Origin of the sequence: Acidovorax sp. ACV01 (assembly GCF_014851495.1) — a bacterium.
GTDB lineage: Bacteria > Pseudomonadota > Gammaproteobacteria > Burkholderiales > Burkholderiaceae_C > Acidovorax > Acidovorax radicis.
Map to the genome: position 1 here is coordinate 448,971 of NZ_JACUZT010000004.1, position 26,248 is coordinate 475,218.

At 65.9% G+C, this 26,248-nt stretch carries 21 protein-coding genes; 3 read left to right on the top strand and 18 right to left on the bottom strand.

Annotated elements, in window-relative coordinates:
• Positions 1-76 precede the first annotated feature (76 nt).
• The 18 genes from IB243_RS14635 to IB243_RS14720 all read right to left on the bottom strand — a co-directional run bounded on the left by IB243_RS14635 (position 77) and on the right by IB243_RS14720 (position 21,797).
• A complete protein-coding gene (locus tag IB243_RS14635) occupies positions 77-883 on the bottom strand; it encodes a cell division protein FtsQ/DivIB (RefSeq protein ID WP_010462331.1) in 807 nt (268 codons plus the stop codon).
• Entirely contained in the window at positions 883-1,872 is a 990-nt protein-coding gene (locus tag IB243_RS14640) for a D-alanine--D-alanine ligase (protein WP_192427913.1), read from the bottom strand. The genes IB243_RS14635 and IB243_RS14640 overlap by 1 nt, the downstream gene beginning before the upstream one ends.
• Entirely contained in the window at positions 1,869-3,302 is a 1,434-nt protein-coding gene (murC, locus tag IB243_RS14645) for a UDP-N-acetylmuramate--L-alanine ligase (RefSeq protein WP_010462335.1), read from the bottom strand. Before murC ends, IB243_RS14640 begins: the two co-directional genes overlap by 4 nt.
• Positions 3,299-4,360 (bottom strand): undecaprenyldiphospho-muramoylpentapeptide beta-N-acetylglucosaminyltransferase, encoded by a 1,062-nt coding sequence (gene murG / locus IB243_RS14650; protein WP_192427915.1) that lies wholly within the window; start codon positions 4,358-4,360, stop codon positions 3,299-3,301. The genes murC and murG overlap by 4 nt, the downstream gene beginning before the upstream one ends.
• Before the next feature lie 163 nt (positions 4,361-4,523).
• Entirely contained in the window at positions 4,524-5,798 is a 1,275-nt protein-coding gene (ftsW, locus tag IB243_RS14655; RefSeq protein ID WP_010462341.1) for a putative lipid II flippase FtsW, read from the bottom strand.
• Entirely contained in the window at positions 5,795-7,804 is a 2,010-nt protein-coding gene (gene murD / locus IB243_RS14660; protein WP_192427917.1) for a UDP-N-acetylmuramoyl-L-alanine--D-glutamate ligase, read from the bottom strand. Before murD ends, ftsW begins: the two co-directional genes overlap by 4 nt.
• Positions 7,801-8,979, bottom strand: coding sequence for a phospho-N-acetylmuramoyl-pentapeptide-transferase (gene mraY, locus IB243_RS14665; RefSeq protein ID WP_010462345.1), 1,179 nt, complete (start codon positions 8,977-8,979; stop codon positions 7,801-7,803). The genes murD and mraY overlap by 4 nt, the downstream gene beginning before the upstream one ends.
• A gap of 48 nt (positions 8,980-9,027) precedes the next feature.
• A complete protein-coding gene (murF, locus tag IB243_RS14670) occupies positions 9,028-10,491 on the bottom strand; it encodes a UDP-N-acetylmuramoyl-tripeptide--D-alanyl-D-alanine ligase (protein ID WP_192427919.1) in 1,464 nt (487 codons plus the stop codon).
• Positions 10,488-11,996 (bottom strand): UDP-N-acetylmuramoyl-L-alanyl-D-glutamate--2,6-diaminopimelate ligase, encoded by a 1,509-nt coding sequence (locus tag IB243_RS14675; protein WP_010462350.1) that lies wholly within the window; start codon positions 11,994-11,996, stop codon positions 10,488-10,490. Before IB243_RS14675 ends, murF begins: the two co-directional genes overlap by 4 nt.
• Positions 11,993-13,738: a penicillin-binding protein 2 gene (locus tag IB243_RS14680; RefSeq protein ID WP_010462353.1), complete on the bottom strand. Its 1,746-nt coding sequence runs from the start codon at positions 13,736-13,738 to the stop codon at positions 11,993-11,995. The genes IB243_RS14675 and IB243_RS14680 overlap by 4 nt, the downstream gene beginning before the upstream one ends.
• Positions 13,735-14,061, bottom strand: a complete 327-nt coding sequence (gene ftsL / locus IB243_RS14685; RefSeq protein ID WP_057229089.1) for a cell division protein FtsL — start codon at positions 14,059-14,061, stop codon at positions 13,735-13,737. Before ftsL ends, IB243_RS14680 begins: the two co-directional genes overlap by 4 nt.
• 1 nt (position 14,062) lies before the next feature.
• A complete protein-coding gene (gene rsmH / locus IB243_RS14690; protein ID WP_010462357.1) occupies positions 14,063-14,989 on the bottom strand; it encodes a 16S rRNA (cytosine(1402)-N(4))-methyltransferase RsmH in 927 nt (308 codons plus the stop codon).
• A gap of 8 nt (positions 14,990-14,997) precedes the next feature.
• On the bottom strand, positions 14,998-15,426 hold the full coding sequence (mraZ, locus tag IB243_RS14695; protein ID WP_057271900.1) for a division/cell wall cluster transcriptional repressor MraZ: 429 nt from the start codon (positions 15,424-15,426) through the stop codon (positions 14,998-15,000).
• Between the two features lie 253 nt (positions 15,427-15,679).
• Positions 15,680-17,005, bottom strand: coding sequence for an ATP-dependent protease ATPase subunit HslU (gene hslU / locus IB243_RS14700; RefSeq protein ID WP_010462361.1), 1,326 nt, complete (start codon positions 17,003-17,005; stop codon positions 15,680-15,682).
• 106 nt (positions 17,006-17,111) lie between these two features.
• Positions 17,112-17,678 carry an ATP-dependent protease subunit HslV gene (gene hslV, locus IB243_RS14705; RefSeq protein ID WP_010462363.1) on the bottom strand — a complete coding sequence of 189 codons (567 nt, stop codon included), beginning with the start codon at positions 17,676-17,678 and terminating at the stop codon, positions 17,112-17,114.
• Between the two features lie 272 nt (positions 17,679-17,950).
• Positions 17,951-19,714, bottom strand: coding sequence for an STAS domain-containing protein (locus IB243_RS14710; RefSeq protein WP_010462366.1), 1,764 nt, complete (start codon positions 19,712-19,714; stop codon positions 17,951-17,953).
• 43 nt (positions 19,715-19,757) lie between these two features.
• Positions 19,758-20,555, bottom strand: a complete 798-nt coding sequence (gene dksA / locus IB243_RS14715) for an RNA polymerase-binding protein DksA (protein ID WP_029413941.1) — start codon at positions 20,553-20,555, stop codon at positions 19,758-19,760.
• A gap of 177 nt (positions 20,556-20,732) precedes the next feature.
• Positions 20,733-21,797 (bottom strand): GTP-binding protein, encoded by a 1,065-nt coding sequence (locus IB243_RS14720; protein WP_057229093.1) that lies wholly within the window; start codon positions 21,795-21,797, stop codon positions 20,733-20,735.
• A 213-nt stretch (positions 21,798-22,010) separates the two neighbouring features.
• Here IB243_RS14720 and IB243_RS14725 point away from each other — a divergent pair, with 213 nt between their 5' ends.
• The 3 genes from IB243_RS14725 to IB243_RS14735 all read left to right on the top strand — a co-directional run bounded on the left by IB243_RS14725 (position 22,011) and on the right by IB243_RS14735 (position 26,215).
• A complete protein-coding gene (locus IB243_RS14725) occupies positions 22,011-22,934 on the top strand; it encodes a helix-turn-helix domain-containing protein (protein ID WP_192427921.1) in 924 nt (307 codons plus the stop codon).
• 171 nt (positions 22,935-23,105) lie between these two features.
• Positions 23,106-24,089 (top strand): Bug family tripartite tricarboxylate transporter substrate binding protein, encoded by a 984-nt coding sequence (locus IB243_RS14730; RefSeq protein WP_192427923.1) that lies wholly within the window; start codon positions 23,106-23,108, stop codon positions 24,087-24,089.
• A gap of 20 nt (positions 24,090-24,109) precedes the next feature.
• Positions 24,110-26,215: an acetoacetate--CoA ligase gene (locus IB243_RS14735; protein WP_192427925.1), complete on the top strand. Its 2,106-nt coding sequence runs from the start codon at positions 24,110-24,112 to the stop codon at positions 26,213-26,215.
• Positions 26,216-26,248: the final 33 nt, after the last annotated feature.

A 26,248-nucleotide genomic window follows, 5' to 3' on the forward strand; every position in this document is an offset into this window, starting at 1 on the left:
TGTTCTGTCCCGCCGCCCCACGGCCTCATTCACGAACCGACCTGCTTTTTGCGCCATGCACCGCTGATCCATGCCATCACCTCCTGCGCACGGCGCCAGCGGCTGCTGTGGCATCGGGAACCACGGTGCTCACACCGCGCATGCGCAACGCATAGCCCCCCGCATGCCGCAAATCGGCGGACTCGAGGGCATCCACGCGGCGCCCGTACTGTGCCGCCACCTGCGTCAGGGTGCGCGTGAAGCGTTGCGTGCGCTGCACCACCTCCTGCGGCGTACCGCCCCCCAGCTCCACCACCGCGTCGCTGTCGAGCGTGGCCCTCCAGCCGCCCCGCCCGGTCAGCTCCAGCGTCTCCACTTCCAGGCCCAGCGGCTTGAACACCGGCTGCAGCAGCCCATGCATCAGCAGCACCTCGGGCGAACTGCCCACAGGGCCCAGCAGGCGCGGCAAGCCGTCCTGCTCCACGTCGCCCACGTTGGCCTCAAACACCTCGCCCTGGCGATTGACCAGGGCCGAGCCGCTCTCGGGCCCCCAGTACGCCACGGCGTCATGCTCCTGCAGCTCCACGCGCAGGCTGCCGGGGTACTCCCGCCGCACGTCGGCGCGGCGCACCCAAGGCACCTGCTCGAAGGCATTGCGGGCCGCCCGCAGGTCCACCGTAAAAAAGTTTCCTGCAAGGTGCGGCGCCACATTGGCCCGCAAGGTCACCGCGTTGTTGTGCACCAGCTCGCCCTGCACCACGATGCGTGCGATGGCAAAGCCGGGGTAGCGCAACACCCACCACGCACCCGCCGCCAGCACAGCCATGGCGCAGCCCACGAACAAGACCGATGCGGTCAGGTTCATGAGCTTGACGTCCAGGGGTGCTGGCAGGCTGTTGGTCATCAGGCGTCCTTCGGCCTTGGGGCAGTGTCCAACGCTGCATCCACCAGGATGCGCAGGCACAGTTCCTCATAGCTGATGCCCGAGGCCCGTGCCGACATGGGTACCAGCGAATGACCGGTCATGCCAGGGGACGTGTTCATCTCCAGCAGGAAGGGTTTGCGGTCGCTGGCGCGGATCATCAGATCTGCACGGCCCCAACCCCGGCAACCCAGCGTGCGATAGGCCTCCAGCACGATGCGCTGGATCTCGCGTTCCTCGGCCTCGGGCAGGCCGCTCGGGCACTGGTACTTCACGTCGTCGGTGAAGTACTTGTTCTGGTAGTCGTAGGCGCCATCGGGCGCCACGATGCGGATCACCGGCAGCGCGCGGGCGTCTGCCCCCTGGCCCAGCACCGGGCAGGTCACTTCCTCGCCGTCGATGAACTCTTCGCAGAGCACGTCGGGGTCGTACTTCGCCGAGAGCGCCACGGCCTCCTGCATGTCCGAATAGCCACGCACCTTGGTCACGCCGATGGACGAGCCCTCGCGGGGCGGCTTCACGATCAGTGGCAAACCCAGCTCATCGGGCACGGTGCGCACCACCTCGCGCTGCTGGCGGTCGGGCGCCAGCCACACATAGCGTGGCGTGGGCAAGCCCTCGGCCAGCCACACCCGCTTGGTCATGACCTTGTCCATGGCGATGGCCGAGGCCATGACGCCCGGGCCGGTGTAGGGAATGCCCAGCAGCTCCAGCGCGCCTTGCACTGTGCCGTCTTCACCATGGCGGCCATGCAGTGCAATGAAGCAGCGCGCATAGCCATCGCGCTTGAGATCGCCCAGCGCGTTCTGCGCAGGGTCGAACGCATGCGCGTCCACGCCCCGCGAACGGAGGGCCTGCAGCACGCCACTGCCGGACATGAGGGAGACCTCACGCTCGGCCGAGTCGCCACCCATCAACACGGCGACTTTGCCGAGCGATTTCACATCCATATTTGAATCAAAAGGGGTCATAGCGCGCTCCCTTCAAGCGCTTTTAGCTCATTATTTTGTAGCATCTCCACCACCTTGCCGGGTACTGCACCAATGGAGCCTGCGCCCATGCACATCACCACATCGCCGTTGCGCGCGTTGTCGGCAATGGCTTGCGGCAAATCGGCCACGTTGTCGACGAACACCGGCTCCACACGGCCCGCCACGCGCAGCGCGCGGGCCAGTGAGCGGCCATCGGCGGCGACCACGGGTGCTTCGCCAGCGGCATACACCTCGGTCAGCAGCACCGCGTCGGCGTTGCCAATGACCTTCACGAAATCCTCGAAGCAATCGCGCGTGCGGCTGTAGCGGTGCGGCTGGAAGGCCAGCACCAGGCGGCGGCCCGGGAAGGCGCCGCGCGCAGCCGCCAGCGTGGCGGCCATCTCCACCGGGTGGTGACCGTAGTCATCAATGACAGTGAACGTGCCGCCGTCCTTCGCGGGCAGATCACCGTAATGCTGGAAGCGCCGGCCCACGCCCTTGAAGCCGGCCAGCGCACGCTGCACGGCCTCGTCGGGGATGTTGAGCTCCACCGCCACGGCAATGGCCGACAGCGCGTTGAGCACGTTGTGCTCGCCCGCGAGGTTGAGCACGATTTCCATGTCGGGCAGCGTGACGCCGTTGCGCCGCTGCACGGTGAATCGCATCTGACCGGCTTCGGCACGCACATCGATGGCGCGCACCTGGGCGTCTTCCGAAAATCCGTAGCTTGTGATCGGACAGGTCACGCTTTGCAGGATGTCGCGCACGGCCGGGCTGTCCACGCACAACACCGCCGTGCCGTAGAACGGCATGCGGTGCAGGAAATCGACGAACGCGCCCTTGAGCCGGCTGAAGTCGTGCCCGTAGGTCTCCATGTGGTCGGCATCGATGTTGGTCACCACCGCCATCACGGGCAGCAGGTTCAGGAACGACGCGTCGGACTCGTCGGCCTCGACCACGATGTAGTCGCCGCTGCCCAGCTTGGCATTGGCGCCCGCGCTGTTGAGCTTGCCCCCGATCACAAACGTCGGGTCCAGCCCCGCCTCGGCCAGCACGCTGGTCACGAGGCTGGTGGTGGTGGTCTTGCCATGCGTGCCGGCAATGGCGATGCCCTGCTTCAAGCGCATCAGCTCGGCCAGCATGAGCGCGCGAGGCACCACGGGGATCTTCTTCTCGCGCGCAGCCAGCACCTCGGGGTTGTCGGGCGTCACGGCGGTGGAGGTGACCACCGCATCGGCGCCGTCGATGTGTGCCGCCGCGTGGCCCAGGCAGGTCTTGATGCCCAGGCCCTGCAGGCGGCGCAGCGTGGCGCTGTCGGCCAGGTCGGAACCCGAGATGCGGTAGCCCAGGTTGAACAGCACCTCGGCGATGCCGCTCATGCCGGCGCCGCCCAGGCCGACGAAATGGATGTGGCGGATGGCGTGTTTCATGCCAACTCCTCGCAGGCAGTCACCACTTCGCGGGTGGCGTTGATTTTTTGCATGTTTTTGGCCTTCAGCGCTTTATCCATCAAGGTAGAGCGCTCTGTATTCAATAGCATCTGAGCCAAACCCTCGGGCGTGAGGTCGCGCTGCTGCACCAGCCAGCCACCGCCCGCGTTCACAAGAAACTGCGCATTGGTGGTCTGGTGGTCGTCCACCGCCGAAGGGAACGGCACGAAAACCGCCGCAGCGCCCACGGCAGCGATCTCGGTCACGGTGCTTGCGCCCGCGCGGCAAACAACGATGTCGGCATCGGCAAAGGCACTCGCGGTGTCGTCGATGAAGGGCGTGCATTCCGCCTCAACGCCGGCCGCGGCGTAGTTGGAGCGCAGTGCATCGATCTGCGTCGCACCGCTTTGGTGGATGACCACAGGGCGCTGGTCGGCAGGCATCAGCGCGATGGCTTGCGGCACGATCTCGTTCAATGCCCGCGCCCCCAGGCTGCCGCCCACTACCAACAGGCGCAGTGGGCCGGTGCGTTGTGCAAAGCGTTCGGCCGGTGCGGGCTTGCTGGTGAAGGCGGTGCGCAGCGGGTTCCCCACCCACTGCCCCTTTTCGAACACGTTGGGAAAAGCGGTGAAAACCCGGTCTGCCACGCCTGCCAGCACCTTGTTGGCCATGCCGGCCACCGAGTTCTGCTCGTGCAGCACGAGCGGTTTGCCCGCCAGCACAGCCATCATGCCGCCCGGAAAGGTGATGTAGCCGCCCAGGCCCACCACCACGTCGGGTTTCACACGCCGCACCACGGCCAGCGCCTGCCAGAAGGCACGCAACAGGCGCAGCGGCAGCAGGGCCAGCGTGACGAGGCCCTTGCCGCGCACGCCCGAAAAATCGATCAGCTCCAGCGCAAAGCCGTGTGTGGGCACGATGCGCGACTCCATGCTGCCCGGCGTGCCCAGCCAGTGCACGCGCCAGCCGCGCGCGCGCAGTTCCTCGGCCACGGCCAGGCCCGGGAAGATATGGCCGCCCGTACCACCCGCCATGATGAGGGCCGTCTTCTGCGTCATACGCGGCCTCCTCTCATCGAATGCTCCGCATTCGGCAGCGTTGCACGCTGCTGCAGCTTGTTTTGGTGAAACAACCTCCTCATACGCGGCCTCCGCGCATCGGTTGCTGCGCACCCGCCAACGCTGACGCGTTGCAGCAGCTTGTTTTGGTGAAACAAACTCCTCATACGCGGCCTCCGCGCATGAGGAGTTTGTTTTCATAGTCCACCCGCAGCACCACCGCGAGCGCCACCAGATTCATCAGGATCGCGGATCCCCCAAAACTCATCAGCGGGAGCGTGAGCCCCTTGGTCGGCAACGCGCCCAGGTTCACGCCCATGTTGATGAAGGCCTGAAAGCCGATCCAGATCGCCACGCCCTGCGCCACCAGCCCCGCGAATACGCGGTCCAGCGCGATGGCCTGGCGGCCGATGTGCATGATGCGGCGCGTCATCCACAGGAAGAGCACGATGAGGATGACCACGCCCACCAGGCCGAACTCCTCGCCAATCACCGCCAGCAGGAAGTCGGTGTGGGCCTCGGGCAGCCAGTGCAGCTTTTCCACACTGCCGCCCAGGCCCACGCCAAAGATCTCGCCACGCCCGATGGCGATCAGCGAGTGGGAAAGCTGGTAGCCCTTGCCCAGGGCGTGCTCCTCGCTGAAGGGGTCGAGGTAGGCAAACACCCGTTCACGGCGCCAGGGTGAGCTGGCGATCATGACGCCGAAAGCGGCCACCAGAACCCCTGCGATCAGGAAGAACATCCGGGCGTTGACACCCCCCAGAAAAAGGATGCCCATGGCGATCACTGCCACCACCATGAAGGCACCCATGTCGGGTTCGGCCAGCAGCAGCACGCCCACGATGGCCACGGCGGCGCCCATGGGCAGCACGGCGCGGAAAAAGCGCTCCTTCACCTCCATCTTGCGCACCATGTAGTCGGCCGCATAGATGAGCACCGCGAACTTGGCCACCTCGGACGGCTGGAAACCGATGGGCCCGATCGACAGCCAGCGCCGCGCGCCGTTGACGACCTTGCCCACACCGGGGATCAGCACCGCAATCAACAGCAGCAGCGCCACCACGAAAAGCCAGGGCGCCATGCGCTCCCACAGCGCCATGGGCACCTGGAAGGCCAGCAGCGCCACGACAAAACCCACCACGAGGTACATCATGTGGCGGGTCAGGAAATGGGTCGACGCGTAATTGGCAAAACGCGGGTTGTCCGGCATGGCGATGGAGGCCGAATACACCATCACCAGACCCCAGGCCAGCAGCGCGACCACCACCCACAGCAAGGCCTGGTCGAAGCCCAGCACACTGGCCGGCGTGCTGGACGACTGGCGGTACTCCGTGCCGCCAACGCGCACGGGCAATACATCCGCAGCCTTGCCAGGCAGGCCTCCAAACCAGCCGGTCACCCGCTGCAGCAACGTGGAATTGCGCACGTCGGCCGTCATGCCATACCTTCCGCGGACTGCCCGGCGTCGTCGGCCAGGGCGCGCACGGTGTCGCAGAACACCTGGGCGCGGTGCTCATAGCCCGTGAACATGTCAAAGCTGGCGCAGGCGGGCGACATCAGCACCGCATCGCCCGCATGGGCGCGCTGCGAGGCCAGCGCCACCGCCTGGGGCAGTGTCTCGGCATCCAGCAGTGCCACGCCGCAGTCCTGCAGCGCGGCGCGGATCTGCGGCGCATCGCGCCCGATGAGCACCACCGCACGTGCATAGCGCGACACCGGCGCTGCGAGCGGCGAAAAGTCCTGTCCCTTGCCATCGCCGCCCAGGATGACCACGATGCGGCGCTCTGCGCCCAGGCCGATGAGGGCCGCCACCGTGGCGCCCACGTTCGTGCCCTTGCTGTCGTCAAAGTATTCCACCCCGTGGATGATGGCCACGGGCTCCACCCGGTGTGGCTCGCCCCGGTACTCGCGCAGGCCGTACAGCAGCGGGGCCAAGGTGCAGCCTGCAGCCGAGGCCAAGGCCAGTGCGGCCAGCGCGTTCACCGCGTTGTGGCGGCCCCGGATGCGCAGGGCATCGGCCGGCATCAGGCGCTGGATGTGCAGGTCCTCGGCCACTTCATTGCGGCCGCGCTTGCGGGTTTCATCCGCATCCATGGCACGCACCAGCCAGGGCATGCCACTGACGACCTCGATACCGAAGTCGCCGGGGCGCTGGGGCATGTCGGCACCAAACGTCAGGTGCTCGCGCACCTGGGGCTTTTGCAACTTGACCTTCACTGGAGGTGGAAGCATGCGCATGACCTCGGCATCTTCGCGGTTCAGGACCATGAGCCCCGTCTGGCCAAAGATGCGTGCCTTGGCCGCCGCGTAGGCGGCCATGTCGCCATGCCAGTCCAGGTGGTCCTGCGTGATGTTGAGCACGGTGGCCGCCGTGGGTTCAAAGCCCGTGACACCATCGAGCTGGAAGCTCGACAGCTCCAGCACCCACACACCGGGCAGCGTGCCAGCGTCGATGTGGCCCGCCAGGGTATCAAGCAGCGTGGGGCCGATGTTGCCGGCCACGGCCACGCTTTGGCCCGAACGCTCCACCAGCTGGCCGGTGAGCGATGTGACCGTGGTCTTGCCATTGGTGCCCGTGATGGCCAGCACGGACGGTGCGTAGCCGTGCGAGGCACGCAGCGCGTCCAGCGCCATGGAATACAAGCTTAATTCACCTCCAGCGCTTACTCCACATGCGCTAGCAGCTACCAAAATAGGAGCAATTGTCTGAGGACTCAAACCCGGCGAGCGGTAGACCGCGTGCAGGTCTTTGCCTTCGACCAGACTGGCATCAAAGGCACCCGCGACAAAACGCGCCTGGGGCAGCTCTTGCTGCAGCGTGGGCAGCTGTGGCGGCGCGGCGCGGGTGTCGGCCACAGTGACCTCGGCACCGCAGCGCACACACCAGCGGGCCATGGCCAGGCCCGAGGCGCCCAGGCCCAGGATGAGGATGTTCTGGTCCTGCATCGGACGCAGGTCTTCACCGGGCCGGCCCAGGGGCTGGGCAGCTTCATCGGTCGCTACTGCCTCGGCGGTTTCTTCTTTGGCCTCATGCAGTGGGGCCGACGCAGCTTCGGGCGCGGCGACCTCGGCAAAAATCTGCGCCACGAAATCAGCGGCGGCCTTGGCGGCAGACACGGCCGGGGGCTTTTCTGGGTCCCAGGCATTCGCCGCCGCGTTGCCAGCGCGTGCGCCTGTGGCGGGCCCGGGTGCCACCGCCGTACCCTCGCTTGTGGCCGCAGGCTCCGTCATGTCGGTCGTGGCGTCCTGGGGTTCAAAGAAGGACTGCGTATCGGGCAGGGCAACGCCGGTCTCGTCAGGCACCACGCCCTCCATCGATTGCGCTGGTGGCATGTCCACATCCGGCTGCCCGGCAGGCGCATCCACACCCGCCGCCGCAACGGAAGACTCTGCCACCGGGGGAGCGGGTGGCGCAGCGGGGATGAGGGGATCGTCCGGGTTCATCGCAGCTTCAGGGTGGACAGGCCGACAAGGCACAGCAGCATGGTGATGATCCAGAAGCGCACGACCACCTGTGTTTCCTTCCAGCCGCTCTTTTCAAAGTGGTGATGCAGCGGCGCCATCTTCAGCAGGCGCCGGCCTTCGCCGTAGCGTTTCTTGGTGAACTTGAACCAGGTCACCTGCAGCATCACCGACAGCGCCTCGACCACGAAGATGCCGCCCATGATGGCCAGCACGATTTCCTGGCGCACGATGATGGCGATGGTGCCCAGGGCCGCGCCCAGCGCCAGCGCCCCCACGTCGCCCATGAAGACCTGGGCGGGGTGCGCGTTGAACCACAGGAAGGCCAGGCCCGCGCCCGCCATGGCCGCGCAGAAGATCAGCAGCTCGCCCGAGCCGGGGATGTGCGGGAAGAACAGGTACTTGGAATACACCGAGCTGCCTGTGACATAGGCGAACACGCCCAGGGCCGAGCCCACCATCACCACCGGCATGATGGCCAGGCCATCGAGCCCGTCGGTCAGGTTCACGGCGTTGCTGGAACCCACGATGACGAGGTAGGTGAGGATCACGAAGCCCAGCACGCCCAATGGGTAGCTCACTTCCTTGAAGAACGGCAATTGCAGGCCGGCCTTGGGCGGCAGGTCGAGCGAGAAACCCGACTGCACCCAGCCCACGAACAGCTCCCACACCTTGGCGTTGGAGCTCTCAGAGATGCTGAACACCAGGTACAGCGCGGCAATCAGGCCGATGACCGATTGCCAGAAATACTTCTCGCGCGAACGCATGCCCTCTGGGTCCTTGTTGACCACCTTGCGCCAGTCGTCCACCCAGCCGATGGCACCAAAGCCCAGCGTGACGATGAGCACGATCCACACGAATCGGTTGGACAGGTCAAACCACAGCAGCGTCGAAATCGCAATCGACAGCAGGATCAGCACGCCGCCCATGGTGGGCGTGCCGCTCTTGGACAGGTGCGATTGCATGGCGTAGCCACGGATCGGCTGTCCGATCTTGAGCGAGGTGAGCACGCGGATCACCTTGGGGCCTGCGATCAGGCCAATGAGCAACGCCGTCATCGCCGCCATCACCGCACGGAAGGTGAGGTACTGGAACACGCGGAAGAAGCCGAACTCGGGCGACAGGCCCTGCAGCCATTGCGACAGCATCAGCAGCATGAGGCCTCCCCGGCTTGCCCAACCTGCGATGTCGCCACGCGAGCGGTCTCAATGTGTTGCGCCATGGTGTCCCTCCAGTGCCCGGTTCTGCTTTTGTTGTTGTTCTTGCGGCTGCGCTGCGGCGGTCGCTGTGGCGGAAATGGCCTCCACCACCTGTTCCATCTTCATGAATCGAGACCCTTTGACCAGCACACTGCCCACGGTGGACAGGGCATCGCGCACGGCCGTCAGCAGCGCGCTCATATCGTTGAAATGCCGGGCACCGCCGTAGGCCGTGGCGGCATGCACCGACTGCGTGCCGAGCGCGAACAGCAGGGGGATGCCCGCAGCACGGGCATGGGCACCCGCCTCGGCGTGAAACTGCGGGCCCTGATCGCCCACCTCGCCCATGTCGCCCAGCACCAGCAGTTGCGGGCCGGGCAGCTCGGCCAGCACGTCGATGGCGGCACGCATGGAGTCGGGGTTGGCGTTGTAGGTGTCGTCCACCACGGTGATCTCCCGGCCAGCGCTGTGCACGCTGAAAGCACGCGAGCGGCCCTTGACCGGCACAAAATCGTTCAGCCCTTGCGCAATGGCGGCCAGGGGCGCGCCCGCTGCCAGCGTACAGGCCGCAGCCGCCAGTGCGTTGGTCACGTTGTGGCGCCCTGCAATATGCAGGTGGGTGGCCACTTCGCCTTGTGGCGTGGCCAGGGTCACCGCCCAGGCGCCCTGGCCCCACGCAGCCTGTGCGCAAGCCACATCGCCGCCATCGCCAAAGGTGACGGTGCGGCGCCCCGCTGCCAGCGAGCGCCAGAGGCCCGTGTAGGCATCGCCCGCAGGGAACACGGCCACGCCGTCGGCGGGAAGGCTGGCAAACACCGAGCCGTTCTCGCGGGCCACAGCTTCCACCGTGTGCATGAACTCCAGGTGCTCGCGCTGTGCGTTGTTGACCAGCGCCACCGTGGGCTGCGCCATGGCAGCCAGCAGGGCGATCTCGCCTGGGTGGTTCATACCCATTTCGATCACGGCGGCGGCATGGCTGGCGCGCAGGCGCAGCAGCATCAGCGGCACACCGATGTCGTTGTTGAAATTGCCCTGCGTGGCAAAGGCAGCTTCGCCCTTCCAGGCGCGCAGGATGGACGCGATCATCTGCGTCACCGTGGTCTTGCCATTGCTGCCCGTCACGCCGATCAACGGAAGACCCAACTGCGCACGCCAACCCGCAGCCAGCGCGCCCAACGCTGCGAGGCTGTCTGGCACCTCAATGCCCGGCAGGCCTGCGGCTTGAAGGCCACCGTGGGCGATGGCAGCGGCTGCGCCACCGGAGCGGGCGTCGGACAGGAAAGCGTTGGCGTCAAAACGCTCGCCCTTGAGCGCCACAAAAAGATCCCCCGCCTGCAGCGTCCGCGTGTCGGTATGCACACGCACCAGCGGCGTGGCGCCATCCCCCACCAAGCGTGCCGAAGGAATGCGCGAGGCAAGCAGCGCAAACGCTTGCTGCAAGGTCATCATCACACCTGGGGTGGCGGTCATGTGCGGGCTCCTCGGGCCTGCAACGCGCCCTGCGCGTGGGCCATGTCGGAGAACGGCAGGCGCACACCAGCCGTCTCCTGGGTGTCTTCGTGGCCCTTGCCAGCGATCAGCACCACATCGGCGGGCGCAGCCTCGGCCACGACCAAGGCAATGGCAGCGGCACGGTCGGGCTCGGCGCGCACCACGCTGCTGGCGATGGTGCCTTGCAAAATCTGGTGCAGGATGGCCGCGGGGTCTTCGCTGCGCGGGTTGTCGCTGGTCACCACCACACGGTCGGCCTGGTGCTGCGCCACAGCACCCATCAGCGGGCGCTTGCCTGCATCGCGGTCGCCACCGCAGCCGAACACACACCACAGCTCGCCGCCACGTTCCTGCGCGATCGGGCGCAGGGCCTGCAACGCCTTCTCCAGTGCGTCGGGCGTGTGCGCGTAGTCCACCGCCACCAGGGGTTGGCCAGGGCTGTGGATCTGCTCCATGCGGCCCGGCACGGGTGTGAGCTGGGCGCAGGCATACAGCGCGTGCTGGAGCGGCACGCCCAGCGCACGCAACCCGGCCAGCACACCCAGCAGGTTGGAGACGTTGTACTGCCCGATCACGCGCGTCTGCAGCACATGCGTGTGCACGCCTTCGGCCACCGTGAAGCGCAGCCCACCGTCCCCCATGCAGATGTCGCGCGCCGCCAGGCGGGCCGGGCCGGTGATGGAAACACTCCACAGGTCCAGCGGACGGTCCGCCAGCGTGGCATGCAACTCCGCGCCGCGCGCATCGTCGATGTTGACCACGGCAGCCTGCAGGCCAGGCCAGTCGAAGAGCATGCTCTTGGCCTGCCAGTAGGCCGCCATGCCGGAGTGGTAGTCCAGATGGTCCTGCGTGAAGTTGGTGAACAACGCGACACGGATGCGCGTGCCCGCCATGCGGTGCTCGGCCAAGCCAATGGACGAGGCCTCAATGGCGCAGGCCGTGCGGCCGGCATCGGTGAACTGCTGGAACGCACGCTGCAGCCGCACCGGGTCGGGCGTGGTCATGCCCGTGCTGGTGAGTGCGGGCGGTGTCCCCATCCCCAAAGTGCCTACCAGCGCGCATCCACCTTGCGGAATAAGCTCATTTTCTGATAGCACATTAAGTGCCTCGGCCAGCCACCAGCTCGTGCTGGTCTTGCCATTGGTACCCGTCACGGCTAACACATCCAGATGCTGCGTGGGTTGCTCGAACCAGTCGGCCGCAATGGGGCCGGTGGCGGCTTTCAGCCCATGGAGCGCCGCCACAGGCAAGCCTTCGAGCACAAACGCGTCGGCGCCCTCGTGCTCCACCAGGCAAGCCACAGCCCCCCGCGCAAACGCATCGCCGACGTGCGCGCGGCCGTCGGTGGCAGCACCCGGCCAGGCGATGAAACCATCGCCGGGGCGAATCTGGCGGCTGTCGGTCTGCAGCGTGCCGGTCACCCGTTCGCGCAGCCAGGTCACGGCGTCGCGCACCGAGGCGAGCAAAGGCAATGCCGTTGTCATAGCGATTCCTCCACCTCTTTGGCCACAATTTGCGGCTTGACCGCCATGTCCGGCTGCACGCCCATCATGCGCAAGGTCTGTTGCACGACTTCGCTGAACACCGGAGCAGCCACCGCGCCACCGTAATACACCCCGTTGTTGGGCTCGTCGATCATCACGGCCACGATGATGCGCGGCTTGTCGATGGGTGCCATGCCCGTGAACCACGCGCGGTATTTACCCGAGGCGTAGCTTTTGCCCACCTGCTTGCGCGCGGTGCCGGACTTGCCGCCCACCGAGTAGCCCAGCGTCTGCGCCTTCTGGCCCGTACCGCCCGGGCCTGCGGCCATCTGCAGCATCTTGCGCACCTGGTCGGCCGTGCGCTCCGAAAACACGGGCACGCCCACTGCGGGCTCAGCAGTCTTCAGCATCGTGGCCGGAATCACGCGGCCGCCATTGGCAAACACCGTGTACGACCGCGCCATCTGGAACAGGCTGGCCGACAGGCCATAGCCGTAGGACATGGTGGCCTGCTCCACCGGGCGCCAAGTCTTGTACGGGCGCAATCGGCCAGTGACCACACCGGGGAAATGCAGCTGCGGCTTCTGTCCAAAACCCGCAGCCGAGAAGGTTTCCCACATCTCGCGCGCAGGCATCTGCATGGCGATCTTGGTGGTGCCCACGTTGCTGGATTTCTGGATCACACCTTCCACCGTCAGCACCCCATGGTTGCTGGTGTCGGAGATGGTGGAGCCCGTGATGTTGATCCGGCCAGGGTTCGTGTCCACGATGGTGTCCGGGCGCACGCGGCCCGTCTCCAGCGCCAGGCCGATGGTGAACGGCTTCATGGTGGAACCGGGCTCGAACACGTCGGTCAACGCGCGGTTGCGCAGTTGTTCGCCGGTCAGGTTCTGGCGCTTGTCGGGCACATAGCTCGGGTAATTGGCCAGCGCCAACAGCTCGCCCGTGTGCGCATCAAGCACCACCACACTGCCCGCCTTGGCCTTGTGCGCGGCCACCTGGTCGCGCAGCTTCTGGTAGGCAAAAAACTGCACCTTGCTGTCGATGGAAAGCTGCATGTCCTTGCCATCCACGGGTGGCACAGTTTCCCCCACACCTTCGACCACCCGGCCCAGGCGGTCCTTGATCACACGGCGCGAGCCCGGCTTTCCTGCCAGATCCTTGTCGAAGGCCAGCTCCATGCCCTCCTGGCCATGGTCTTCCACGTTGGTGAATCCCACCACGTGCGCCGCCGCCTCACCCTCGGGGTACTGGCGCTTGTATTCCTTGCGCTGGTAGATGCCCTTGATGTCCAGGGCCGCAATCTGCTGGCCCACATCCCAGTCGAGCTGGCGCTTGATCCAGACAAAGGTCTTGTCCTCATCGGCCAGCTTTTTCTGCAGCTCCGCCTGGGGCATGTCGAGCAGCTTGGCCAGCTGCTTGAGCTTGGCGCGCACTTCTGGCTTGTCCTGGTCCACGTCTTCCGGAATGGCCCAGATGCTGGAGGCCGGCACGCTGGATGCGAGGATCAACCCATTGCGGTCCACAATCTTGCCGCGGTTTGCGGGCAGCTCCAGCGTGCGCGCAAAACGCACTTCACCCTGGCGCTGAAAAAACGCGTTGCCAAACACTTGCACATAGGCGGCGCGCCCCGCAAGCCCCAGAAAGCCCAACGCAATCACGGCTACGATGAACTTGCTGCGCCAGACGGGCGTCTTGCTGGCCAGCAACGGGCTGGAGGTGTAGAGCACACTGCGGCTCATGGCTGCGCCCCCTCGGACCGGGGCGGAACACCGCTGGCAGCCGCTGCGGCCGCCACCCCCTGTGGGTCAGACACATACTGCGTGATGGCCGGCGTGGCCGTGCGCATGTTGAGTTGAGCGCGGGCGATCTTCTCCACCCGCAGTGGCGTGGCCTGCGCGCGCTTTTCCACCTGCAGGCGCTGGTGCTCGGTCTCCAGGCGGCGGGCCTCGGCAATGGCACGGTCCAGCTCGGTGAACAGGCGGCGCGACTCGTACTGGGTGTGAACCAGATAGATCGCGCTGGCCAGTACCGCCAGCAGCAGGACCACGTTGAGCCGCGTCATGTCAGACCACCGCCGTGCGCTCAGCCACGCGCATGATCGCGCTGCGCGAGCGGGGGTTGCCGGCCACCTCGGTGGCGCTGGGCTTGATGCGGTCCAGCGCCACCAGTTTCATGGCCTGGGGGGCGGCAAAGGGCGCGCGGCGGTCGTAGACCTCCTTGGAGTGTTTGGCGATGAACTGCTTGACGATGCGGTCTTCCAGCGAATGAAAGCTGATCACCACCAGGCGCCCGCCCGGCTGCAGCACCGAGAGGCTGGCCTCTAGCGCCTGTTGCAGCTCTTCAAGCTCGGCGTTGATGAAAATCCGAAGAGCTTGAAATGTGCGCGTTGCAGGGTTCTGGCCCGGCTCGCGGGTTTTGACCGTGCCAGCCACGAGATCGGCCAGTTCTGAGGTGGTTGAAAGAGGACCCCGTTCTTCGCGCCGAGCAACAATCGCCTTTGCAATGGGGCCAGCAAACCGTTCTTCACCGTAGTCACGTATCACCTCCGCAATCTGACCGACTTCGGCCGTGGCCAACCAATCGGCCACGCTTTCGCCGCGCGTGGTGTCCATGCGCATGTCCAGCGGGCCGTCAAAACGGAAACTGAAGCCCCGCTCGGGGCTGTCGATCTGGGGCGAGCTCACACCCAGGTCCATCAACACGCCAGCGGCGCTGCCAGCAGGCAGATCGGCCAAATGGCGAAAACCTTCGTGCCGAATGGAAAAACGCGCATCGGTGATGCGCGTTGCTTCGGCGATGGCTTCGGGGTCCTTGTCGAAGGCCACAAGGCGCCCCTGTGGCCCCAGCCTGAGCAGGATGAGACGAGAGTGCCCGCCACGGCCAAACGTCGCATCGACCCAGGTGCCTGCAGGCTCAGGGCCTGCGCCGCCCAGGAGAGAGTCCACAGCCTCGTTGAGCAGGACGGTGGTGTGTTGCAAGGAAGATGTCACGGTGCGCCTTAAAAGGAGAAGTCCTTGAAGACATCCGGCATATCGCCCTGCATGGCCTTGGCCTCCTGCTCGTCGTACGTGGCCTTGTCCCAAAGTTCGAAATGATTGCCCATGCCCAAAAGCATGGTGTCCTTGGAGATACCGGCCGCTTCACGCAGCTCGGGCGAAACCAGCACGCGGCCCGTGGCGTCCATGTCCACATCCATGGCATTGCCCAAAAAGATGCGCTTCCACCACTGGGCAGACATGGGCAACTGGGCAATGCGCTCGCGGAACTTCTCCCACTCGGGGCGGGGGAAGACCATGAGGCAACCGTGGGGGTGCTTGGTGATGGTGAGCTGACCGGATGCCGTGGCCGCGAGGACGTCACGATGCCGGGTCGGCACAGACAGCCGACCCTTCGCATCGAGACTCAGCGACGAGGCACCTTGAAACACGGACAGATTCCCAATTCGGTTTTGCGCCTCGCGGGTCCGTGCAATGGACCTTGAGGGCACTTTTCACCACTTAATTGCACTTTTTTGCACTGTAGCAGGAAAAGCACACCGAACAAGGGGGTGTCCAACAAACTTTTGCAATGAAATCAACAACTTAGACGCGACTTTGCAGCCACCAGAAAGCCAAAAGTCGTTGAAAAAGAAGCACTTAGAGAGGCCTATGAAAGTGACCTCTCAAGGCTTGACCGAGTGGTCACAGGATGTAGCGCGAAAGATCCTCGTCCTGGCTCAGTGTCTGCAGGCGGGCGTCCACATAGGCAGCGTCAATGGTGATGGTCTGACCCGATAGGCGGGTCGCATCAAAACTCACCTCATCCAGCAAGCGCTCCATGACGGTGGACAGGCGGCGCGCACCAATGTTTTCGGTGCGTTCATTCACCTCGAAGGCGATGTGCGCCAGGCGCGTGATGCCCTCGGGAGCAAATTCGAGCGTGACACCCTCGGTGGCGAGCAGGGCCTGGTACTGCTTGACCAGTGATGCGTGGGTCTGGGTCAGGATGGCCTCGAAGTCCTTGACCGACAGGGATTCCAGCTCGACCCGGATGGGGAACCGTCCCTGGAGCTCCGGGATCAGGTCGCTGGGCTTGGACAGGTGGAACGCCCCCGACGCAATGAACAGGATGTGGTCCGTTTTGATCATGCCGTATTTGGTGGACACCGTGGTGCCCTCCACCAGCGGCAGCAGGTCGCGCTGCACGCCCTGGCGGGACACATCGGCACCGCTGGTTTCCTGGCGCGCAGCCACCTTGTCGATCTCGTCGATGAAGACGATGCCGTTCTGCTCGGCATTGGCGATGGCCCGGGCCTTGATCTCTTCCTCGTTGACGAGTTTTCCGGCCTCCTCGTCGGCGAGGAGCTTCAGGGCCTCGGCAATCTTGAGCTTGCGGGTCTTGCGTTTGTCCTGCCCCATCTGGCTGAACATGCCACGCAGCTGCTCGGTCATCTCTTCCATGCCCTGGGGCCCCATGATTTCCAGCGAGGGGCGGCCTTCGGCCACGTCGATCTCGATCTCCTTGTCGGCCAGCAGCCCTTCGCGCAGCTTCTTGCGAAACACCTGCCGGGCCGTATTGTCGGCGGCGGGCTCGGTGCCTGCCGCCGCCCGGGCCGGGGGAATCAGCACGTCGAGGATCCGCTCTTCTGCGGCATCTTCGGCCCGGGCACGCACTTTCTTCATCTCGGACTCGCGGGTCTGCTTCACGGCCATCTCCGCCAGGTCACGGATGATGGAATCCACATCCTTGCCCACATAGCCCACCTCGGTGAACTTGGTGGCCTCGACCTTGATGAAGGGCGCGTCCGCCAACTTGGCCAAGCGGCGCGCAATCTCCGTCTTGCCCACGCCGGTCGGGCCGATCATGAGGATGTTCTTGGGCGTGATCTCCTGGCGCAGGCTGCCTTCGACCTGCTGGCGGCGCCAGCGGTTGCGCAGTGCAATGGCCACGGCACGCTTGGCGCTGGCCTGGCCCACGATGTGGTGGTCCAGTTCGGAGACGATTTCCTGGGGGGTCATGGACGACATGGCGAAAATTCCAGTCAAATTTGGCTCTAGCGCTTATCTATCAAGCGCTAGCAGCTATCAAAAACGTATCAAATGCGGTGAAAACCGCCTTGCAAAACCAACCGACCTACAAGGTCTCGATGGTGTGGTTCATGTTGGTGTAGATGCACAACTCGCCCGCAATCTCCAGCGACTTTTTGACGATGTCCTGCGCAGAGAGGTCGGTGTGGCTGAGCAGCGCCTTGGCGGCCGAGTGCGCGTAGGCACCGCCCGATCCAATCGCCACGATGCCCTGCTCGGGCTCCAGCACGTCGCCGTTGCCGGTGATGATGAGCGAGGCTTCGAGATCGGCCACGGCGAGCATGGCTTCGAGGCGGCGCAGCACGCGGTCGGTGCGCCAGTCCTTGGTGAGTTCAATGGCGGCCCGCACCAGGTGGCCCTGGTGTTTTTCGAGCTTGGCTTCAAAGCGCTCGAACAGGGTGAATGCATCGGCCGTGGCGCCTGCAAAACCCGCCAGCACCTTGCCGTGGTGCAGCTTGCGCACCTTGCGCGCCGTGCCCTTGACCACGATGTTGCCCAAGGTGACCTGGCCGTCCCCGCCAATCGCCACTTGCACGCCCTGGGGCGTCTGGCGGCGTACGCTCAGGATGGTGGTGCCGTGGAACACCGGGTGGTTGTCGTTTGATGAGTCCATAGCTGCGGCAGTTGAGGGCGCGTGCACTGCTTTCAAGCCAAGGCGGAGCTGCGTGTTACCAGCACATCCACACCACTGCACGCAGGCCATGAAATCGAAGCGGCCCAGGCCAGCACCGCCGCGCAGGAGCCGCCAAGCCGCGTATGAGGCGCTTCGCTTGCGTGCACTTGGGGCATCCCCCTACCACGCAGCGAGAGAGGCACGAAGAGGCGCAACTCCAAGGGCCACAGCCCCAGCCGGAGGCGCCGAGGCGCAAAGCGACTCCAGGGGAGTCAATTCTTCCGGGGCACCACCCAGGCGTGCTCGTTGATACCGATCACGTTGAAGAAAATCGCCACCAGCCTCTGCAGGTTGTGGAACTGGATCACATGGCCATGGCCCTGCTGCTCGGCCGCCCAGTTGAGCACCGAGCCCGCAGCGGCAAAGTCCACACGGATCAGCTTGTCGCAGGCGATCGTCAGGGGCACCCCTGGGCGCAGGAAAGCCTGGAAAGCCTCCAGCAGCGGCGTGGCATCACCATCGATGTGCCCGCTGAGCTGGGCCACGGGGCCCGTCTCCAGCGGAGCTGGGGCCGATGCATCCCCCAGATCGGAGGCCATGAAATCGCTGTCTGCCGCCAGCGGCGCCGAACCCGAGGACGCCCCCTCGTTGTCCGAATACCCGCAGCGCGGAGACACCCAAGAAGGCGGCGAGACTTCATAGGTCACGCAGTAGTCAAGCGCAACCAGCTCGAACTCATCCGGTTTGCCCATGAGCCGCAGCGCCGCCATGCGCAGGCTCCACCACTCGGGGCTGGTGGAGCGGTCCCCGGACTGGGTTTTGGCGTCGAGCAGGGCATTGAGCTTTTCAACCCCCGAAAACACCAGTTGCCCATCACGCTCGGCCCACCGCGTGAACTGCTCCGCCAGCAAAGGCACTGCAGCTTCGTCGATGGCCCCCAGGCGTGCCCAGGACAAGGTCCAGGGCGACGCGGAACGTGCCAGGGAGGCCTGGAGCGCGGCCACCGAAGACACAGCCAGGGTGGGCGGAGCATTCCAGCTGAAATCACGGCGCACCGCGCCCACCGGTGCGGCCGCTGGGGCGCCGGGTGCCGCCGCAGCGGGCGGTGGCGCCATGCCCAACTGCTCCAGCATGGAGAACCACAGTGGTGCCGAACGGCTGTACTGGGCCGCAAAGTCGATGGCCAGGGTGTCAAACCGGTCGTGCTGGCCGGTCGCACGGTACAGGTCGAACAGCGTCATCCAGATTTCAAGCTGGTCGTCGGGCGCGTCCTGCTGGTGCTGCGCCAGCACATCAAGCAGGCCGGACTCGGCCCCGGCATGGTCGCCATTGGCAAACCGGATGGCGGCTTCTTCTAGATCGGGTTCGTGCACGAATTCCTCCGGTTCGGATGCGGGCGCTGGCGTTGCCGCAGTAGCTGCCGCAGGGCTGAAGGACGCTTCGCCAGGGCCTTCGCCCGGGAGCATTTGCGCATCGGTGCCGCCAAACCGGCCAATGGCCATGCTGTCATCGGCAAACAGCGGCTGGACACCGGGCTTGTTTTCGAGAGGTGCGGGCAGGCTGCCGGGCGCCGTGGGTGCATACGCCCGCGCATGCTCGGAGTCGGACGTCGCGGCGCCGCTGGCAGCAGCCGGCATCGCACCGGGCTGGGTGGGCGCCTCAGCACCTTGCTTGCTCTTCCACCACTGCTGCGACATCTGCGCTTCGATCTCGTCGATCTTCTTGAGCGTGACCGCGCGGTCGTCGGGCGAAGCCATGCTGCTTTGAAAGAACGAGGGGCGCCCCGCCGCATCTTCCACGCGCTGGCCCTGCAGCACCTCGCGCTGGCGCAGCTTGCGCAGCTGATCGAACTCACGGCGCCGCACAAAATCGTTGCGGCGTTTGCGCTCGATCATCTCCTTGAGCATCTGCTTGCTGTACTGGCTCTCCCGGTCGTCCTGGATGGAGTCGAGCTCGGTCCAGTTCACCGTCGGGTTCTTCACAAACCGAACCACCTTCGATAGCAGGCCGCCGGGGGTGGTTTCTTCCTTGCTCATGGCTCAGGGTGCGCTTGGGGATGGATCAGGCCCGGTGGCCCGGTCAATCACCAAACATCTTCTGCTTGAGTTCGCGGCGTTGTTGGGCTTCCAGGGACAACGTGGCAGTGGGGCGAGCGATCAGGCGGCCCACACCGATGGGTTCGCCGGTTTCGTCGCAGTAGCCATAGTCACCCGCGTCGATGCGGGCGATGGACTGCTCGATCTTCTTGAGCAGCTTGCGCTCGCGGTCACGGGTGCGCAGTTCCAGGGCGTGTTCTTCTTCGATCGTCGCGCGGTCGGCGGGATCGGGCACCACCACGGTGTCTTCCCGCAGGTGTTCGGTGGTTTCACCGGCGCTGTTGTGGATGTCCTGCTTGAGTTGCACCAGCTTGAGGCGGAAGAACGCCATCTGCTTGTCGTTCATGTACTCGCTGTCAGGCATGGCCATGACTTCTGCGTCGGTCAACTCAGCGGCGGACTTGGTTTTCCAGTTGTTCGCCAGCTTGGGGTCTTTTTTGGCAGCCGTGTAGGTGGGCTGCGCTTGCGCGGTCGTGGGCATGGTGTGTAAATAACTGGCTTTGGCAGCGGTCGACGCCACTGTCTGTGCCATGGATGGTACGGTCAATTGGGCCAATCGGGAAGAAGGCCGGGTCGTGCGCACGGGTACCTGCGAACCGGCTTGCAGCACGGGGGCTGGAGCAGGTGCTGCCACTGCGGGAGGTGCGGCCACTTTGGGCGCCGCAGCAGCCTTGGCAGGGGCCTTCGCAGCAACTTTAGGTGCCGCTGGGGCGGCGGCGCTTTTCGCCGCGGCAGGGGTTGCCTTGGTGGCCCCCTTGGATTTGCTGGTGTCGGCTTTCACTTCCTGGTCTCCTCGCAATACGGGCGGGCCCTAGCTGCATTCACAGCCAAGGGCGGGTGGCAAGCCTTCCGGGGTTTTACCGGGGCGCGATTGTATCGACCTGGGCTGACGCAAACGGAAACGTTGCAGATACAACACAAACCGGCAGCCTTCCGGCCTCTCCAGCACCTTCCCGCATCACACCAGGCTTTGTTCCAGTCCCTGCAGAAAGATGTCCTTGGGCAGGTCAATGCCAATAAAGACCATCTTGCTGGTGCGCGGCTCGCCTTCCGCCCACTGTGGCCCCAGATCGCTGCCCATGAGCTGGTGCACCCCCTGGAAAATCACCTTGCGTTCGGTGCCCTTCATATTAAGCACCCCTTTGTAGCGCAGCATGCGCGGGCCGTAAATATTCACGATGGCCCCCAGGAAGTCCTCCAGCTTGGCCGGGTCGAACGGCCGGTCGGAGCGGTAGACAAAGCTCTTCACATCGTCGTCATGGTGATGGTGGTGGCCATGCCCATGGTCATGCTGGTGCGAGGGGTGGTCGCAATGCTCGCCATGCGCGTGATCGTGGTCGTGGTGCTCATGGCCGTGCGCCTCTTCTTCCTTGAGGAAGTCCGGGTCGATGTCGAGCTTGGCATTGAGGTTGAAGCCCCGCAGGTCCAGCACTTCCTGGAGCGGCACCTCGCCAAAGTGCACGGCCTTGATGGGTGCGCGCGGGTTCATGTGCTTGAGGCGGTGGATCAGCGCATCGGTTTCTTCGGCGCTGACGAGGTCGGTCTTGGACAGGAAGATCTGGTCGGCAAAACCCACCTGGCGGCGCGCCTCCTGGCGGTCGTTGAGCTGCTGCGGCGCATGCTTGGCATCGACCAGCGTGATGATGGAGTCGATCAGGTAGGTCTCGGCGATCTCTTCGTCCATGAAGAAGGTTTGCGCGACGGGGCCAGGGTCGGCCACGCCGGTGGTTTCGATCACGATGCGCTCGAAGTCCAGCAGCCCCTTGCGCCGCTTGGCGCCCAGCAATTGCAGCGTCTCGCGCAGGTCTTCGCGGATGGTGCAGCAGATGCAACCATTGCTCATCTGCACGATCTGCTCCTTGGACTCGGTCACGAGGATGTCGTTATCGATGTTCTCTTCGCCGAATTCGTTCTCGATCACGGCGATCTTCTGGCCATGGGCTTCGCTCAGCAGGCGTTTGAGCAAGGTCGTTTTGCCAGCGCCCAGAAAGCCGGTGAGGATGGTGACGGGGATGAGGGACATGGAAGAAGGCCTTGTGGATTGCAAAGGGCACCGCAGGCAAGACAGCCCGGGCCGGAGCCGCAAAGGTGGGGAGTTTAGCGGCGGAATCAAGCCCTTGTTCGTGCACGGTCACGCCCCCTGCCACCCCCGCTCCACCCCGGGAAACGCGGGTGAGCAGCGAGCCGGAACGCTCTACGATAGGCTCCTGGAGGCGCTTTTTGGGTCTCCTTCACCATGACGCCACCCACGCCCACCCGCCACACGCCACCCTCCATCGAAGGTTTCGACACGGCGCACTGGCGGGCGCTGGCCGACAAGCGCTTGGACCACCCCTGGCAGGCGCTGCCGGACCACGTCCACCGCTCCAGCGCCGGGCGCCCCTGGCAGGGCCTCGCGGTGTGGCACCAGGTGGGCCCCGTGGGCGACCTGTACGTGCCCGCCCACAGCAACTGCGTCATCCTGGTGCGCCGGGGCAACCCCACGCAGCTGTTGCAACGCCATGGAGAGCTGGTGGGAGAGAGGCTCTGGCAGCGCGGCGAGGCCGTGATCCTGCCCGGCGACACCCCGAGCTTCTGGCGCAGCTCGGCCGTGCGCGACAACATCCACATCGACCTGGCCCCCGCCTGGCTGCAGCGTGCCGCAGGCGGCGATGTGGCGCTGGGCCAGTGTTTTGGCCGCAAGGACCCGGTGCTCGCAGCCTTTGCCGACCTGCTACTGGCATCGCTGGACAACAACGCCTCACTGCAACCCGCGTTTGGCGAACACATCGCGATGGGCATTGCCATCCACCTCGTCGAAAACTACGCACTGCCCGGCGAGCGCCCGCGCACCGGCGCCACACTCACCTCGCGGCAGATGCGCCAGCTGACCGAGGCCGTGATGGCCGGCCTGCACGAACCCTGGCCGGTGGCCCGCCTGGCGGACATCGCGGGGCTCAGCCCGTTTCACTTTGCGCGCGCCTTCAAGGTGTCGTTTGGCGCCACGCCCCACGCCTGGGTGCACTTTCAGCGCATGGAGCTGGCCGCACGGCTGGTGCGCGATTCGCGCAAGCCCCTGCTGGAGATCGCCTTGCTCACCGGCCACCCCTCGGCGGCCCACTTCAGCCATGCGTTTCGCCGCCACTGGGGCGTGACGCCTTCGGACTACCGCCGCTCGTAGCGTGCCCAGTCGCCCCGGGGGTCTCACCCCACCGCGCGCGACGCCCAGGTTTTCCCCTAGGTCCGCAGCTTTGCGATACCCACCGCAGTAATTGGAAAGCAGCCCCTGCGCCCTTGCGGCACAGTCGCACCGCACCACCGCAGTGGCACACCAAAAACCAGGAGACAAACCATGACTACCCGCCGACAGTTCGCTGTCCAACTCGCCAGCCTGGCCGCGCTGGGCACGGGCATCGTCCCGGCCGCACAGGCACAGCAACAGTCCGACCTGGCCCGCCTGCTGGTGGGCTTTCCGCCTGGGGGCAGCACCGACAACGTGGCCCGGCGCCTGGCCGAGAAGCTGCGCGGCACCTATGCCGCCAACGTGCTTGTGGACAACAAGCCCGGCGCGGGCACCCAGATTGCCGTGAGCGCGCTCAAGGACGCCGTGCCCGACGGCACCACGCTGCTGCTGTCGCCGCCCTCCCCGTTCACCGTCTACCCCTACACCTACCGCAAGCTGCCCTATGCGCTGGAAGATGTGGCGCCCGTGTCCATGGCCTGCACCTTCCCGTTTGCGCTGGCGGTGGGGCCGGCCGTGCCCGACAGCGTGCGCACGCTGCAGGACTTTGTCGCCTGGGCCAAGGCCAACCCCGGCAAGGCCAGCTTCGGCTCGCCCGCGTCGGGCTCCACGCCGCATCTGGTGGGCAGCGTGCTGGGCAAGATGGCGGGCATCGACTTCACCCACATTGCCTACCGCGGCGATGCACCCGGGCTGCAGGACCTGATGGGGGGCCAGGTGCCGGCCTATTCGACGGTGCTGGGGAGCTACCTGCCGCACCTCAAATCCGGCCGCCTGCGCCTGCTGGCCGTTTCGGGCACCGAGCGCAGTGCCTTCGCGCCCGACCTGCCCACTTACCGCGAACAGGGCTTTGCGCTGGACATGACCGAATGGTTTGGTGTCTTCGTGCCCGCGCGCACGCCCGCCGCCACGGTGCAGCGCGTTGCCGACGCCATGCGCGCTGCCGTGGCCCAGCCGGACTTCGTGCGCGGCCTGGCGGAATTCGGCATGACGGCACGCTCGTCCACGCCGCAAGAGCTGGTCACGCGGCTGCGCGCCGAGGCCGAGCAATGGCGGGTGCACGTGAAAAACATCGGTTTCACTGCGGACACCTGAGAAGGCGAAAGAACCGTCCCATGACCACCCTGACAGCCCTGCCCCCAACAGCCTCGGCCCCCAACGAAACCCCGGACACCCTGCTCTGGCAACCCAGTACCGCACGCCGCGAGCGCGCCCTCATCACTGCCTTCGAGGCCTGGCTCGCGCGCGAGCGCAGCCTGCGTTTTGGCGGCTACGAAGCCCTGTGGCAGTGGTCGGTGGACGAACCCGAAGCGTTCTGGAGCGCCCTGCTGGGCTTCTTCGACGTGCCCATGGCGCAGGCACCGCGCCGCATGCGCTCGGACGACCCCATGCCCGCCACCCAATGGTTTGAGGGCGCGCGCCTGAACCTGGTGGACACCGTGATGCGCCACGCGCACCCGGACTCGCCACTGAACACACCGGCCATCGTTTTCGAGGACGAGTCCGGCGGTGCCGGAGAAATCTCGTGGCCCGAACTGCGCCGCCAGGTGGGCGCGCTGGCGCACACGCTGCGCACGCTGGGCGTGCAGCCGGGCGACCGTGTGATGGGCTACCTGCCCAACATTCCGCAAGCGGTGGTGGCCTTCCTTGCGGCCGCCAGCATCGGTGCGGTGTGGGCGCTGTGCGCGCCCGACATGGGCCCCGTGAGCGTGGGCGACCGCTACCGCCAGATCGAACCCAAGGTGCTGGTCGCCGTAGACGGCTACCGCTATGCGGGCAAGCCGTTTGACCGCCGCGCCGCGCTGGGCGACATCCTCGACCAGCTGCCCACCGTGAGCCATGTGGTCTGGGTACCCTGCCTCGACCCGGCGGCGGCGCCCCCCGCGCAGGCGCAGGCCCGCACCGTGGTGCCCTGGGCCGCGGCCGTGGCGGGCAATGCCCCGCTTGAGCCGGTCGCGCTTGCGCCTGACCACCCGCTGTGGACGCTGTACTCGTCCGGCACCACGGGCCTGCCCAAGGCCATCGTGCACGGCCATGGCGGTGTGCTGGCCAACAGCCTGGTGGCGATGGTGCTGCACAACGACCTGCATCCCGAAGACCGGGTGCTGTGGGCGGTCAACACCTCGTGGATGGTGTGGAACGCGCATGTGATGGGACTGCTGGGCGGCGCCACCATCGTGCTCTACGACGGCTGCGTGACCGGCGCGGGCAGCGCCGGCGCCGAACCCGACTGGGCTTTCCTGTGGCGCCTGGTAGGCCGCCTACGCGTCACCACCTTCGGCGTAGGGGCCGCCATCCACCACGCCTGCCTCAAGGCGGGCGTGGTGCCCCGGCAGGTGGCCGACCTGTCGGCACTGCACACCGTGTGCTCCACCGGATCACCGCTGTCGCCCGAGGCCTACCGCTGGCTCTACCGCGAGGTCAAGAACGACTTCTGGCTCAACGTGGTTTCCGGCGGCACCGACATCGCAGGCGGTTTCATCGTGGGCCTGCCCACACTGCCCGTGCGCCTGGGCGAGATGCAGTGCCGCGCGCTGGGCGCCAGCGTGCAGGCCTGGAACGACGCGGGCCAGCCGGTCTTGGACGCAGTGGGCGAGCTGGTCTGCACCCGGCCCATCCCGTCGATGCCGCTGTACTTCTGGGGCGACACCGGCGGCACGCGCTACAAGGAGAGCTACTTCGACACCTTTCACGACGCCGAACAGCGCCCCGTGTGGCGCCAGGGCGACTGGCTGCGGCTGGTGGCCCGGCCCGAGGCCGTGGGCGGCATCATCTACGGCCGCTCGGACGCCACCATCAACCGCCAGGGCGTGCGCATGGGCACGGCCGAGCTGTACCGCGTGGTCGAGGGGCTGGATGACGTGCTCGACAGCCTGGTGGTGGATCTGGAATACCTGGGCCGGCCGTCGTACCTGGCGCTGTTCGTGCAGCTGCGCGCAGGCGCCATGCTCGACGAGCCGCTGCGCCAGCGCATTCGCCAGGCGCTGCGCAACGCGCTGTCGGTGCGCCACGTGCCCGACGAGATCCTGCAGGTGCCGGTGATCCCCAAGACCGTGACGGGCAAGAAGCTGGAGCTACCGGTCAAGAAGCTGCTGCTGGGCCACCCGGCCGAGCGGGTGCTCCACCGCGACGCGCTGGCGCAGCCCGAGAGCATCGACTGGTTTGTGCAGTTCGCCGCAGATTACCTGGCACGCACTGCACCGCAAAAACTGCTAATTTGATAGCTATCAGCGCATGATGGATAAGCGCTAGCA